This window comes from Pseudomonas sp. MF6751 (assembly GCF_016613265.1).
Taxonomy (GTDB): domain Bacteria; phylum Pseudomonadota; class Gammaproteobacteria; order Pseudomonadales; family Pseudomonadaceae; genus Aquipseudomonas; species Aquipseudomonas fluorescens_BV.
The window spans coordinates 83,707-97,648 of record NZ_JAENSV010000007.1; the positions used below are offsets into that span (position 1 = coordinate 83,707).

At 61.9% G+C, this 13,942-nt stretch carries 15 protein-coding genes; 2 read left to right on the plus strand and 13 right to left on the minus strand.

Going from position 1 to position 13,942, the window contains the following annotated elements:
• The first annotated feature begins 213 nt into the window (after nt 1-213).
• A complete protein-coding gene (locus JJD66_RS08735; RefSeq protein WP_034126804.1) occupies nt 214-1,107 on the plus strand; it encodes a sensor histidine kinase in 894 nt (297 codons plus the stop codon).
• Nucleotides 1,104-1,763 (plus strand): response regulator transcription factor, encoded by a 660-nt coding sequence (locus JJD66_RS08740; protein ID WP_105227578.1) that lies wholly within the window; start codon nt 1,104-1,106, stop codon nt 1,761-1,763. Before JJD66_RS08735 ends, JJD66_RS08740 begins: the two co-directional genes overlap by 4 nt.
• On the opposite strand, the gene yegS is transcribed toward JJD66_RS08740, so the two are convergent.
• The 13 genes from yegS to fleN all read right to left on the minus strand — a co-directional run bounded on the left by yegS (nt 1,722) and on the right by fleN (nt 13,873).
• Entirely contained in the window at nt 1,722-2,642 is a 921-nt protein-coding gene (gene yegS / locus JJD66_RS08745) for a lipid kinase YegS (protein WP_198716371.1), read from the minus strand. The two genes, JJD66_RS08740 and yegS, sit on opposite strands and share 42 nt — an antisense overlap.
• 515 nt (nt 2,643-3,157) lie before the next feature.
• A complete protein-coding gene (locus JJD66_RS08750; protein WP_105227582.1) occupies nt 3,158-3,550 on the minus strand; it encodes a DUF2802 domain-containing protein in 393 nt (130 codons plus the stop codon).
• A complete protein-coding gene (locus tag JJD66_RS08755; protein ID WP_003192896.1) occupies nt 3,551-4,033 on the minus strand; it encodes a chemotaxis protein CheW in 483 nt (160 codons plus the stop codon).
• A gap of 79 nt (nt 4,034-4,112) precedes the next feature.
• Nucleotides 4,113-4,904, minus strand: coding sequence for a CheW domain-containing protein (locus tag JJD66_RS08760; protein ID WP_200647972.1), 792 nt, complete (start codon nt 4,902-4,904; stop codon nt 4,113-4,115).
• Complete coding sequence (locus tag JJD66_RS08765) at nt 4,904-5,692, minus strand: ParA family protein (protein WP_014719332.1); 789 nt, start codon at nt 5,690-5,692, stop codon at nt 4,904-4,906. Before JJD66_RS08765 ends, JJD66_RS08760 begins: the two co-directional genes overlap by 1 nt.
• Nucleotides 5,693-5,743: 51 nt before the next feature.
• Nucleotides 5,744-6,631 carry a flagellar motor protein MotD gene (gene motD, locus JJD66_RS08770; protein ID WP_105227584.1) on the minus strand — a complete coding sequence of 296 codons (888 nt, stop codon included), beginning with the start codon at nt 6,629-6,631 and terminating at the stop codon, nt 5,744-5,746.
• Between the two features lie 205 nt (nt 6,632-6,836).
• Nucleotides 6,837-7,577: a flagellar motor protein gene (locus tag JJD66_RS08775; protein ID WP_003192902.1), complete on the minus strand. Its 741-nt coding sequence runs from the start codon at nt 7,575-7,577 to the stop codon at nt 6,837-6,839.
• Nucleotides 7,577-8,707, minus strand: coding sequence for a protein-glutamate methylesterase/protein-glutamine glutaminase (locus tag JJD66_RS08780; protein WP_200647973.1), 1,131 nt, complete (start codon nt 8,705-8,707; stop codon nt 7,577-7,579). Before JJD66_RS08780 ends, JJD66_RS08775 begins: the two co-directional genes overlap by 1 nt.
• A gap of 48 nt (nt 8,708-8,755) precedes the next feature.
• Entirely contained in the window at nt 8,756-10,942 is a 2,187-nt protein-coding gene (locus JJD66_RS08785) for a chemotaxis protein CheA (protein ID WP_200647974.1), read from the minus strand.
• A gap of 11 nt (nt 10,943-10,953) precedes the next feature.
• The gene (locus tag JJD66_RS08790; RefSeq protein ID WP_003192906.1) at nt 10,954-11,742 is read right to left on the minus strand and encodes a protein phosphatase CheZ; all 789 of its coding nucleotides are present in this window, start codon (nt 11,740-11,742) and stop codon (nt 10,954-10,956) included.
• A gap of 18 nt (nt 11,743-11,760) precedes the next feature.
• Nucleotides 11,761-12,135 carry a chemotaxis response regulator CheY gene (locus tag JJD66_RS08795; RefSeq protein WP_003192908.1) on the minus strand — a complete coding sequence of 125 codons (375 nt, stop codon included), beginning with the start codon at nt 12,133-12,135 and terminating at the stop codon, nt 11,761-11,763.
• A 167-nt stretch (nt 12,136-12,302) separates the two neighbouring features.
• Nucleotides 12,303-13,043, minus strand: coding sequence for an RNA polymerase sigma factor FliA (gene fliA / locus JJD66_RS08800; protein WP_003192909.1), 741 nt, complete (start codon nt 13,041-13,043; stop codon nt 12,303-12,305).
• Entirely contained in the window at nt 13,040-13,873 is an 834-nt protein-coding gene (gene fleN / locus JJD66_RS08805) for a flagellar synthesis regulator FleN (protein ID WP_003192912.1), read from the minus strand. The genes fliA and fleN overlap by 4 nt, the downstream gene beginning before the upstream one ends.
• Nucleotides 13,874-13,942: the final 69 nt, after the last annotated feature.

A 13,942-nucleotide genomic window follows, 5' to 3' on the forward strand; every position in this document is an offset into this window, starting at 1 on the left:
GCGCTGACCTGACGGTCAGGGCATTGATGTGGTTAATATATCGACCGAGGAATATGCCAGGCGACCAACGGTAATAGTGGTGGTACCATGCCCCGCTCGAAATGAAGCAACTTCATTATGGATAACCACGATCCGGCACCGCACTCTCGACAGAGCCCAGTCAACCGCCGTGACCGGTCTTCGCGCAGTGAACCCTCATTGGCTCCATCCGCTATGTACGCCAGCCTCAAGTCACTCATCGCAAGGTTCGTGTCCCGCCGCCATGCGCGCCCCCTCATCCTTGCCCTGTGCCTGTGCTCACTGCTGGTCAGCCTGTGGGTTTACCTGCAAGGCGCGCCGCTGCCGTTAGTGATTGTGTTGCTCAACCTGGTCACGTTGGCAGTGGTCGCCCTGCACCAGTGGCGCTCGCGCAAAGCCATCAAGTTCCAGCCCCAGGAGCTGGCCGACCGCCTGCTGCAAGTCCAGGAAAACGAACGCCACCGCCTCAGCCGCGAGCTGCACGATGACATCGGCCAACTGCTGACCGCCGCCAAGTTGCAGAGCGAATGGTTGCAGCGTCGACTGCCCCAAGACCTGCAAATTCATTGCTCGGTGCTGTGCAATACGCTCAATGAAACCCTGGCCAAGGTGCGCGACGTGTCCGCCATTCTCAACCCTCGCCAACTGGCAAGCCTGGGGCTGGAAGCCAGCCTGCGCGCGCACCTGCTCAAGGCCCTGGAAAATACCCAGGTGTGCTGGAGCCTGGAGTGCCAGCAACGCCTCACCGGCATTCCCGAAGAAATGGCCGTGGCGGCCTTTCGCATCACCCAGGAAGCGGTCACCAACATGCTGCGCCATGCGAAGGCACACAACCTGCTGGTGCGCCTGCAACGCTTGCCGGAAGGGCTGTCCCTGACGATATGCGATGACGGCCAAGGCTTCGCACCTGCCGCCGACCCCGGCAAGGAAGGCCAACGGGGCATGGCCGGCATGTGCGAACGGGCCCACCAGTTGGGCGGCACCGTGTCCGTCAGCAGCCAGCCGGGCAACGGCACACGCATCCACGCACTTTTCCCCTGGGCCCCCCGCGCCCTCGAACGGGCCAGTGCCCATAAGGTTCTCCGGTGACCTGCAATCTGCTCCTGGTCGATGACCATGCCTTGATCCGCGCCGGCGTGCGTGCGCTGATCCTGGATATCCCCGGCTACGCCGTCGTTGGAGAGGCCAGCGATGGCGCGCAACTGCTTGAGAAATTCTGCGCCCTGCAGCCCGACATTGTGCTGCTGGACCTGTCGATGAAACACACCGGGGGTCTGGATGCCTTGCAGCAACTCAAGCGCGCCTACCCCAAGTGCAAAGTGCTGATCCTGTCGATGCACACCGATCCCGAGATGATCATGCGCGCCCTTGAGTCTGGTGCCCACGGCTACCTGCTCAAGGACACCACCGCCAACGAGCTGGAACATGCCCTGCAGGCGCTGCGTAACAACGAACGCTACCTGAGCCCCGCCATCGCCCACACAGTGATCAACCAGGCGCTGATCCGTAGCCAGAGCTCCAGCGCGCCTGTCGCCCACAGCCACAACCTGACGGCGCGACAACTGGAAATCCTGCGCTTGATCGTGCGCGGCAAATCCACCCGGGAAATTGCCCACGGCCTGGGCCTGAGTATCAAGACCGTCGAAGCCCACCGCTCGCAGATCATGAAGCGCTTGCAGATTTTTGACGTGGCGGGCCTGGTGCTATTTGCCGTGCGTGAGCAGATCATCAGCCTGGACGACTAACGGCGAACCCAGCGGCAAGTGCACGCGCAGGGCCTTGGGCAGCGCCTCGAAGTGCAGGTCGTCGCCTTCCAGCGGCTCGCCGTCGAGGTTGATGTACAAGCCTTGCGCGACCTTGATCTTCACCCAGGGCAAGCGTGCGCGCACGAACATGGTGTCCAGGCCCCAGCCGTTGTTCATCAACTCACGCAACGTGCCGACCACCTCTTGAGGCGCCGGCAAGATGCTGACATCCAACAGCCCGTCATCAGCCAATGCACCCGGGCACAGCACATGCCCGCCACCGGCCTGGCGACCGTTGCCGATGCCCAGCGCGAGCAACTCGCCTTTCCAATGGAAATCCGGGCCTTCCAATTCACCGTAGGCGGCTTTCAATTCACTGAAGCGGGTTAAACCGGTAAAAAGGTACGCGGCACCGCCCAGGACCTTCTTCAGGTCTTCGGACGTGTTGGCCGTGACCTGGCTGCCAAAACCACCGGTGGCCATGTTCAAGAAGATTTGCCCACCCACCTGGCCAAGGTCGATCGCCCTGGGCTGTACGTCCAGCAAGGCCAGGGCGCCAGCCGGCTCCAACGGCACGCCGGCGGCCTTGGCGAAATCATTGGCGGTGCCCAGGGGCATCAGCACCAGGCTGGCGTCAGTGTTGGCATGGGCCATGGCTTCGGCCACATCGCGCAAGGTGCCGTCGCCACCGCCGGCAATGATATGGGTGTACCCCTCGGCCAGGGCTTCATTGACCAGTCGCCGAGCATCGCCGCCCTCCCAGGTCACCCGCACGGCCAATTCCCAACCCTGCTCACGCCGGGCCAGCACGGCGGCGCGCACATCCTCGTTGAGGGCTTGTTTGCCGTGGAGGATCAACAGGGCTTTGGGGGCGGTCATTTGGGAGAATCTCCTGGGTCAAGGTGCTTGAAGGATGTTGACCTTTGGGGAACAGGAAAAGTCTGTGGCTGGAGAAAATTGATTGAAGTACACAGATCAAAAAGTGGGAGCTGGCTTGCCTGCGATGGCGGCGGTTCAATCGACAAAGACCTCAAATCTGCCACCCAACGGTAACCACGATGCGAAGCGAGCCGCTCTTGATCTTGATCTTGCTCTGCTTTTGATCTCAGGCGCCCCGTTAAACCACGCTGGCCGAACGCAGGCTTGAATTCGTGGGTAACCCGGCAGGACGCCGGGTTAGCCGCCGTCAGGGCGGAACCCTAAGTGGCCGTTACCGCAGGAATGGATATGTACTCGCTATAACAGCGTCGCCTGTCAGGCCGCCTTCGCGAGCAAGCCCGCTCCCACAGTTGGATCGGGGGGTGTCAGGTAGAGAGGTGTCGGCTGGTAGGCCGTCATCGCAGGCAAGCCAGCTCCCACAGTTGATCGCTGCGGCGGCCAAGCCGCGTCGAGAATCAGCCCTTGTGCAACTTACTCATCAACTGCGCCTCAGCCTGGGTCAGCCCACATGACTGAGTCAACTCATCCACCGTAGCCCCCATGCCGACCAGCTTGGCCGCCTGGGCAAACGACAGGTTCGACGGATCACGCTGCTCCAACTGCACCAACCTGTCGGGCAACGGCGCGAGAATCGCGCGCAGTTCATGCACTTCATCCCCAACCCGCACCGCACTTTGCTGGAAGTGATCAACACGCTTGACCAGTTCCAGAATGCGCCGGTCGCGCACCGCATCGCGCTCGGCCTGTTGCAAGGCCGACTCCCGCTGCTGGCGCAGATAGCGCAGCACAAACGCCAAGGTCCCGGCCCACAACAGGGCCAGGACAATCACCGCTGCCTCAAGGAACAATCAGATGCTCTCCAGTTCCGACCATTCTTCTTCGCTCATCATCTTGTCCAGCTCAACCAGAATCAGCAGTTCGCCGTTCTTGTTGCACACGCCCTGGATGAACTTGGCCGACTCTTCGTTACCCACGTTCGGTGCGGTTTCCACTTCCGATTGGCGCAGGTAAACCACCTCGGCCACGCTGTCGACCAGGATGCCGACCACTTGCTTGTCGGCTTCGATGATCACGATACGGGTGTTGTCGCTGACTTCAACCGTGTCCAGGCCGAACCGCTGGCGGGTGTCGATCACCGTCACCACGTTGCCGCGCAGGTTGATGATGCCCAGCACGTAGCTTGGCGCGCCTGGAACCGGGGCGATCTCGGTGTAGCGCAACACTTCCTGCACGCGCATCACGTTGATGCCGTAGGTTTCGTTGTCCAGCTTGAAGGTCACCCATTGCAGGATCGGATCATCCAAACCTTGTGCGGACGCTGACTTGTTCATTCATCTGACCCCTTCAAATGCCGCTATCGACGGCGTGTGTGCACGTAGGCCGTGCAACCGCACGGCCCTTATTGTTCAATCAACTGCGTTTGTTCTGTGGCATTGCTTTCACCGCACCGCTGGCGATCAACTCGGCCAGTTCGGCGACATCCAGCAACGCGCACATGTGTTCGATCACAGTGCCCGCCAGCCACGGCCGCTGGCCGCGGTGGCTGCGCCATTTGATTTCATTGGGGTCCAGGCGCAACGAGCGGCTGACTTGATGCACCGCCAGCCCCCACTCGTAGCCCTGCACCGAGATCACGTATTGCAGGCCCTGGCGAAAATCATCGCGGTAGCGGTCGGGCATCACCCAGCGCGCCGTGTCCAGCACCTTGAGGTTGCCAGCCTGGCTGGGCAGGATGCCGAGGAACCACTCCGGCTGCCCGAACAGCGGCGTCAGCTCCTGGCCTTCCAGGGAATAGATCGAGCCCAGGCACACCAGCGGCACCGCCAGGGTCAACCCGGCGACGTCGAACAGCAGGCACTCGAACGGCTCGGCAGCCCATGAGGGCCGACCGTCGCCCGTCACCGGCGGCGGCGTGATGCTGGGCGGCAAGTGCACGTCCACCAGCGGTTCGACCACCGGGGGGGCCACCACTGCCGGGGCGCTCGGCACCACCACGGGAGCCTCCACCACCTGCGCATCCCGCGCCTGTTCTTCCATCACCGCCTGCTGGAATTCACCCAGCGGGCTTTCGGGTTCGACAGCAGGCTCAAGTACCAGAATCGGTTCTGGCAGTTCCTCGGCCGTCGCATCCTGCAGCAAGGCATCCAGGTAGGATTCCAGAGCCAGTTGCGGGCGGGTCTTGAATTCGACAGGACGGTTCATCACGCCACCTGCGCCACAAGCTGTTGCGACAGCAGGTGCTTGAGCAACGCACGGTAGGCCAGCACGCCACGGCTCTTGCCGTCGAACTGCGACGGTGTGAGCCCGGCACGGCTGGCGTCACGCAAGCGCGTGTCCACCGGGATGTAGCCATTCCAGATGGTGTCCGGGTAGGCATCGCGCAATACGCGCAAGGTGCCGAGGGACGCCTGGGTGCGACGGTCGAACAAGGTCGGCACGATGCTGAACGGCAGCGCCTGCTTGCGCGAACGGTTGATCATCGCCAGGGTGCTGACCATGCGTTCCAGGCCCTTGACCGCCAGGTGCTCGGTCTGCACCGGGATCACCAATTGCTGGCTGGCCGCCAACGCATTGACCATCAGCACGCCGAGCAACGGCGGGCTGTCGATGATCGCGTAATCGAAGTCCTGCCACAGCTGCGCCAGGGTCTTGGCGATCACCAGGCCCAGGCCGCTCTGGCCTGGCGACTGGCGCTCCAGGGTGGCCAGGGCGGTGCTCGACGGCAGCAGGGAAATGCTTTCGTTGCTGGTGGGCAACAGCAGTTGCCCAGGCAGATCCGCCGGCACGCTGCCCTTGTGTAAAAACAAGTCATAGCAGCTGTGTTCCAGCGCATCCGGGTCGTAGCCGAAATAGCTGGTCATGGAACCGTGGGGGTCCAGGTCGACCACGACCACACGCTTGCCCGCTTCGGCCAGCAAGCCGGCCAAGGCGATGGAAGTGGTGGTCTTGCCGACCCCACCCTTTTGATTGGCAACTGCCCAGACTCTCATTCGGTTGGTTCCTCCCGGCGGGCACAGGCGCGACCGAGACATTGCATACGGTTATTGAGCCAGCGACGGAGAATTGACGTTACTCGGTCGGACCGGCGGCTTGACAACGGGCGGTGCAGTTTGTGTGCCAGCACGCTTCAACGCCGCATCCGGGGTGGCATTGGCGGTGCCAGTACCGGTCAGGCTGCGACGCACATCCAGGTTACGCGAGACCACCAGCACCACCCGGCGGTTACGGGCGCGGCCTTCCACCGTGGCGTTATTGGCCACCGGCTGGAATTCACCATAGCCCACCGACGCCAGGCGCTGGGGGTTCACGCCCTGCATGGCCAACATGCGCACGATGCTCGATGCGCGGGCCGAGGACAGTTCCCAGTTGGTCGGGTACTGCGCAGTGCTGATAGGGAAATTGTCGGTGAAGCCTTCTACGTGGATCGGGTTTTCAAACGGTTTGAGGATCGCCGCCACCTTGTCGATGATCGTGAACGCCTGGTCACTGGGCAACGCATCGGCACTGGCGAACAACAGACTGGAGTTCAGCTCGATCTCCACCCACAACTCATTGCCGCGCACGGTCATCTGGTTGGAACTGATCAGGTCGCCAAAAGCGGCACTGATATCATCGGCGATGCTTTTGAGCGGGTCGCTGGTGCCTTGGATGCCGGCGGCGGTTTCCTCACTGTCATTGACCAGGGGCTTGGCCGGGGTCACGGTCTTGGGCCGCTCTTCGCCGATGGGGATCGGCTTGAGCGCCCGCTCGGCATCGTTGAACACACCGACCAGCGCCTGGGAAATAATCTTGTACTTGCCTTCGTTGATCGACGAGATCGAGTACATCACCACGAAAAACGCGAACAGCAAGGTGATGAAGTCCGCGTAGGACACCAGCCAGCGTTCGTGGTTGACGTGCTCTTCAGGCTCGCGACGGCGACGGCTCACAGGCAAATACCTCCCTGACCGCTATTGGCCGCTTTACTGTGGCGAGCGAGCTTGCTCGCGCTGGGGCGCGAAGCGGCCCCCATCCAGGCAACGCGTTTGTTCAGACAGATTGCGGTGCCTGGTTTTGGGGCTGCTTCGCAGCCCAGCGCGAGCAAGCTCGCTCGCCACATAAAGCTCACTGGCCACAGCTCAATGTGCATACCCATCAATCCATGAAGCCCTGAAGCTTCAATTCGATGGAGCGCGGGTTTTCGCCCTCGGCAATCGACAGGATGCCTTCGAGCAACATCTCGCGATAACGCGACTGGCGCATGGCAATCGACTTGAGCTTGCTGGCCACCGGCAGCAACACCAGGTTGGCACTGGCCACGCCGTAGATGGTCGCGACAAACGCCACGGCAATGCCGCTGCCCAGTTGCGAGGGGTCGGCCAGGTTGCCCATCACGTGGATCAGGCCCATTACCGCGCCGATGATGCCGATGGTCGGCGCGTAGCCGCCCATGCTTTCAAAGACTTTGGCCGCATTGATGTCACGGCTTTCCTGGGTGTAGAAATCCACCTCGAGGATGCTGCGGATCGCTTCCGGTTCGGCGCCATCGACCAACAGCTGCAGGCCTTTGCGCGCGTAGCTGTCAGGTTCGGCATCGGCCACGCCTTCCAGGCCCAGCAGGCCTTCCTTGCGGGCGGTGAGGCTCCAATTGACCACGCGGTCGATGCCGCCTGCCAGGTCGACCCGTGGCGGGAAAATGATCCACACCAGAATCTGCATGGCACGCTTGAACGAGCTCAGGGGCGACTGCAACAACGCCGCGCCCACGGTGCCACCGATCACGATCAGCGCTGCCGGGCCGTTGGCCAAGGCGCCGAGGTGGCCGCCCTCCAGGTAGTTGCCACCAATGATGGCGACAAATGCCATGGTGATGCCGATCAGGCTCAAGACATCCATCAGAGGCAGGCCTCCACCAGGTGCTTGCCGATGTCGTCCAGGCTGTAGACCGCATCGGCCAGGTCAGCCTTGACGATGGCCATGGGCATGCCATAGATCACGCAACTGGCTTCATCCTGGGCCCAGATGGCGCTACCGCCCTGTTTGAGCAGGCGCGCACCTTCACGGCCATCGGCGCCCATGCCGGTGAGCACCACCGCCAGAACTTTGTCGCCGTAGGACTTGGCTGCAGAACCGAAGGTGATGTCCACGCACGGCTTATAGTTCAGGCGCTCATCGCCCGGCAGGATTTTGATCGCGCCACGCCCATCCACCATCATCTGCTTGCCGCCCGGCGCCAGCAGTGCCAGGCCAGGACGCAGGATATCGCCATCCTCGGCTTCCTTGACGGTGATACGGCACAGCTTGTCCAGGCGCTCGGCGAAGGCTTTGGTGAACGCCGCCGGCATGTGTTGCACCAGCACAATCGGCGCCGGGAAGTTGGCCGGCAGTTGAGTCAATACCCGCTGCAAGGCCACCGGGCCGCCGGTGGAGGTGCCGATGGCGACCAGCTTGTAAGCCTTGCGCTTGGGCGCGGGCGAATGCGCACTCGGCGCTGCGGCGGCACGTACCGGCGCGACCGCAGGCCGGGCCACGGGCGCAGGCGCCGGGCGCGCAAACGACGAGGTCGGCGCCGCTGCTGCGGGCGCAGGCGTGGCAGCTGCCGCGGGCGTGCTGAACAAGCTGCGACGGTTACTGCGGGAAATGCTGTGCACCTTCTCGCACAGCATCTGCTTGACCTTGTCGGGGTTGCGCGAGATGTCTTCGAAATTCTTCGGCAAAAAATCCACCGCGCCGGCATCCAAGGCGTCGAGGGTCACCCGCGCGCCTTCGTGAGTCAGCGACGAGAACATCAATACCGGTGTGGGGCAGCGTTGCATGATGTGGCGCACGGCCGTGATGCCATCCATCATCGGCATCTCGTAGTCCATGGTGATCACGTCCGGCTTCAAGGCAATGGCTTGATCGATCGCCTCTTTGCCGTTGGTGGCCGTGCCGACCACCTGGATCGTTGGATCAGCGGAAAGAATTTCCGAGACGCGGCGGCGGAAGAAACCCGAATCGTCCACCACCAGGACCTTGACTGCCATAAACACTCCGTTAGGCGGGGCGGGCATGACCGCCCTGCCCCACCAGAATCAAATACGCCGTGCGGCGTAACGCTTGAGCATGCTCGGAACATCGAGAATCAGTGCGATGCGACCGTCACCGGTAATGGTTGCGCCCGACATGCCCGGGGTGCCCTGCAGCATCTTGCCCAAAGGCTTGATCACCACCTCTTCCTGGCCCACCAGTTGGTCGACCACAAAGCCGATGCGCTGGGTGCCCACGGACAGAATCACCACATGGCCTTCGCGCTGTTCTTCATGGGCGGCCGAGGCCACCAGCCAGCGCTTGAGGTAGAACAGCGGCAACGCTTTGTCGCGCACGATCACCACTTCCTGGCCGTCCACCACGTTGGTGCGCGACAGGTCGAGGTGGAAGATCTCGTTGACGTTGACCAGCGGGAAGGCGAACGCCTGGTTGCCCAGCATCACCATCAGGGTCGGCATGATCGCCAGGGTCAACGGCACCTTGATGACGATCTTTGAGCCCTGGCCCTTGGTCGAGTAGATATTGATCGAGCCGTTGAGCTGGCTGATCTTGGTCTTCACCACGTCCATGCCCACGCCACGCCCGGACACGTCGGAGATCTCGGTTTTGGTCGAAAAGCCCGGGGCGAAGATCAGGTTGTAGCACTCGGTATCGGTGAGGCGGTCGGCGGCGTCCTTGTCCATCACGCCGCGCTTGACCGCGATATTGCGCAAAATGGTCGGGTCCATGCCTTTGCCGTCATCGGTAATCGACAGCAGGATATGGTCGCCCTCTTGCTCCGCCGCCAAAATCACCTTGCCGTTGCGGGACTTGCCGGCGGCTTCGCGTTCTTCCGGGGTTTCTACACCGTGGTCGACCGCGTTGCGCACCAAGTGGACCAGCGGGTCGGCCAGAGCCTCGACGAGGTTTTTGTCGAGGTCGGTTTCTTCGCCCACCAACTCCAGGTTGATTTCTTTCTTGAGCTGGCGCGCCAGGTCGCGAACCAGGCGCGGGAAACGGCCGAAGACTTTCTTGATCGGCTGCATCCGCGTTTTCATCACCGCGGTTTGCAGGTCGGCGGTGACCACGTCGAGGTTCGACACGGCCTTCTGCATGGCTTCGTCGCCGCTGTTCAGGCCCAGGCGCACCAGGCGGTTACGCACCAGCACCAGTTCGCCCACCATATTCATGATGTCGTCCAGGCGCGCGGTATCCACGCGCACGGTGGTTTCGGCTTCACTGGCGGGCTTTTCCGCCGCGGCCGGTGCCGCTGCACGGGCAGGTGCCGGCGCGGGTGCTGGCTTGGCAACTGGCGCAGGCGCTTTGGCAGCCGCCGGTGCTGCGGTGGCGACCGCTGCGGCGGCAGCCGGGGCCACTTCGGTGAACTTGCCTTTGCCGTGCAGCTCGTCCAGCAGCGCTTCGAACTCGTGATCGGAGATCAGCCCGTCGTCGGCTGGCCCAGCCTTGGCAGCCGGAGCGGCAGCCGTGGCCGCAACTTCCGGCAGCGCTTCGGCCACGAAGGTGCCTTTGCCGTGCAGTTGGTCGAGCAGTGCCTCGAACTCGTCGTCGGTGATGTCGGTGCTGGCGTTGGCAGCGGGTGCTTCTGGCGCAGCGGCAGGCGGGGCCACGGCATCTGCTGCGAACTGGCCTTTGCCGTGCAACTGGTCGAGCAACGACTCGAATTCGGCGTCGGTAATGTCTTCACTGCTCGGCGTCGCGGCGGGCTGCACCGGCGCTTCAGCTTCGGCCTTGACCGCGCTGAGGGAGTTGAGCAGTTGTTCGAACTCGCTGTCGGTCACGTCCGGCTCGACTTGCGCCACCGGCTCCGGCGCGGCCTCGACCACCGGCGCAGCCGCGGTGTCGGCAGGTTCGGCCAGGCGCGCCAGGGCAGCCAGCAGTTCCGGCGTGGCGGCAGTGATCGGTGCACGTTCACGCACCTGGCTGAACATGCCGTTGACCGCATCCAGTGCTTCGAGAATCACGTCCATCAATTCCGAGTCGACGTGACGCTCACCCTTGCGCAGGATGTCGAAGACGTTCTCGGCGATGTGGCAGCACTCCACCAGCTCATGGAGCTGGAGGAAGCCGGCGCCCCCTTTTACAGTGTGAAAACCGCGAAAAATTGCATTGAGCAGGTTCGCATCATCCGGTCGGCTTTCCAGCTCGACCAGTTGTTCGGACAGTTGCTCTAGAATTTCGCCGGCCTCTACAAGGAAATCCTGAAGGATTTCTTCATCGGCGCCGAAGCTCATGTGGGTGCTCCTTAGAAGCCTAAACTGGATAACAGGTCATCTACGTCATCCTGACCTGACACAACGTCTTCACGTTTATCGGCATGAATCTGCGGACCTTCACCCTTGGCGAGATGTTTTTGTGGATCTTTTTCCGAGAGGATCGCTTCGCGGTCATGTTCGATGCCGGCAAAACGATCGACCTGGCCGGCCATCAGCACCAATTTGAGCAAGTTGCTTTCCACTTCGGTGACCAACTGGGTCACGCGCTTGATCACCTGGCCGGTGAGGTCCTGGTAATCCTGGGCCAGCAGGATGTCGTTGAGGTTGCTGGCCACCGTGCGGTTTTCCTGTTCGCTGCGCGACAAGAACCCGTCGACGCGACGCGCCAATTCACGAAACTCTTCAGCGCCCACTTCGCGGCGCATGAAGCGGCCCCAGTCCTGGCTCAAGGCCTGGGCTTCGGTGGCCATGCCGTTGACCAGGGGCGTGGCGTTTTCCACCAGGTCCATGGTGCGGTTGGCCGCTGCCTCAGTCAGCCTGACCACATAGGACAGGCGCTCAGTGGCATCAGTGATCTGGGAAATTTCTTCGGCCTGGGGCATGCGCGGGTCAATCTGGAAATTGACGATTGCGCTGTGCAGCTCGCGTGTGAGCTTGCCCACTTCCTGGTACAGGCCGCGGTCACGGGTCTGGTTAAGCTCATGGATCAACTGCACCGCATCGGCGAACTGGCCTTTTTCCAGGCTGTCGACCAACTGGTGAGCATGTTTTTTCAGGGTCGACTCAAAGTCGCCCTGTGACGTTTCGTTATGCTCCATAGCTCCCCCGCGATGGCATTAGCCGTGGATGCGTTCGAAGATTTTCTCGATCTTCTCTTTCAAGGCCAGTGCCGTGAATGGCTTGACCACGTATCCGTTGACCCCGGCTTGGGCGGCTTCGATGATCTGTTCGCGCTTGGCTTCGGCGGTCACCATCAGCACAGGCAGGCTGCGCAGTTTTTCATCGGCGCGCACATGGCGCAGCAGGTCGATACCGGTCATGCCCGGCATGTTCCAGTCGGTCACCAGAAAGTCGATGCTCCCACTGTTGAGAATCGGAATGGCCGTCAGGCCGTCATCCGCCTCGACCGTGTTGGTGAACCCAAGGTCACGCAACAGGTTTTTAATGATCCGCCGCATCGTTGAGAAGTCATCAACGATGAGGATTTTCATGTTCTTGTCCAATTCGACCTCCAAGCAGTCTTAAACGCGCCCAGCACCTGGACGCGCCATTTCAATCAACAGGCGTTACACAAAAAGGACTGCCCAGGGCACCACGGCACACACCCGCGAAACCTTGCGATCTCACGGCAGCGTCTGCAGTGCCCCCACACTGCCTGTCAGCGCGCGCGCCACTCGGCCAATCGCCCCCGCAAGCGGGCTGCGCACTGGCTATGCAACTGGCTGACACGCGATTCGCTGACCCCCAGGACCTCACCGATTTCCTTGAGGTTCAGCTCTTCGTCGTAGTACAGCGCCAGCACCAGCCGCTCACGCTCTGGCAAATTGGCGATTGCATCGGCCAACGCGCCCTGGAAACGTTCATCTTCCAGATCGCGTGACGGCTCCGTATGCGCGCTCGCGCCGTCCTCGTGCAGCCCTTCGTGCTCGCCGTCCTGTAAAAGGTCGTCGAAACTGAACAGGCGGCTGCCCAAGGTATCGTTCAAAATCCCGTAGTAATCGTCGAGACTCAATTGGAGTTCGGCCGCAACTTCATGATCTTTAGCGTCACGACCGGTTTTTGCTTCAATTGCACGAATTGCATCGCTGACCATGCGCGTATTGCGGTGTACCGAACGCGGCGCCCAATCGCCTTTACGCACTTCGTCGAGCATCGCGCCACGGATACGGATACCCGCATACGTTTCGAAACTGGCACCCTTGCTGGCGTCGTATTTGGTCGAGACTTCAAGCAGGCCGATCATGCCGGCCTGGATCAAGTCTTCGACCTGCACACTCGCGGGCAGGCGCGCCAACAGGTGATAGGCAATGCGCTTGACCAACGGCGCATAGCGCTCGATCAATTCGCCCTGGCTGTCACGTGCCGACTTTTTGTAAAGGTTGTAGCCGCTGGATGTCATAGCACCGGTCCTGCGCTCGTCTGATGCACCAAACGCTCGACGAAAAACTCCAGATGCCCCCGCGGGTTGGCGGGCAACGGCCAGGTATCGACCTTCTGGGCAATGGCCTTGAACGCCAGTGCGCATTTCGAACGAGGGAACGCTTCGTAGACCGCACGCTGCTTTTGCACGGCCTTGCGCACACACTCGTCATAGGGAACTGCGCCGACGTATTGTAAAGCCACATCGAGGAAGCGATCCGTGACCTTGGTCAACTTGGCGAACAGGTTGCGCCCTTCCTGCGGGCTCTGTGCCATGTTGGCCAGAACGCGGAAGCGGTTCATGCCGTAGTCACGGTTAAGCAGTTTGATCAGCGCGTAGGCATCGGTGATCGAGGTGGGCTCGTCGCACACCACCAACAGCACTTCCTGCGCTGCGCGCACGAAGCTGACCACCGACTCGCCGATCCCGGCGGCGGTGTCGATCACCAGCACGTCGAGGTTGTCGCCGATGTCGCTGAACGCCTGGATCAGCCCGGCATGCTGCGCGGGGCTCAGGTGCACCATGCTCTGGGTGCCCGAGGCCGCCGGCACGATGCGAATGCCTCCGGGGCCCTGGAGCAGCACGTCGCGCAGCTCACAGCGGCCCTCGATCACATCGGCCAGGGTATGTTTGGGTGTCAGCCCCAGCAGAACGTCCACGTTCGCCAAGCCCAGGTCAGCATCCAGCAGCATGACGCGACGGCCAAGCTCTGCCAGGGCCAGGGACAAATTCACTGACACGTTAGTTTTGCCGACGCCACCTTTGCCGCCGGTCACCGCGATCACCTGTACGGGATGCATGCTGCCCATTTTATTTCTTTACCTTGTCTTGCTTAGACGCAGGCTACATGGCTTGGCCGCGTGAATCGCTTGCAGACC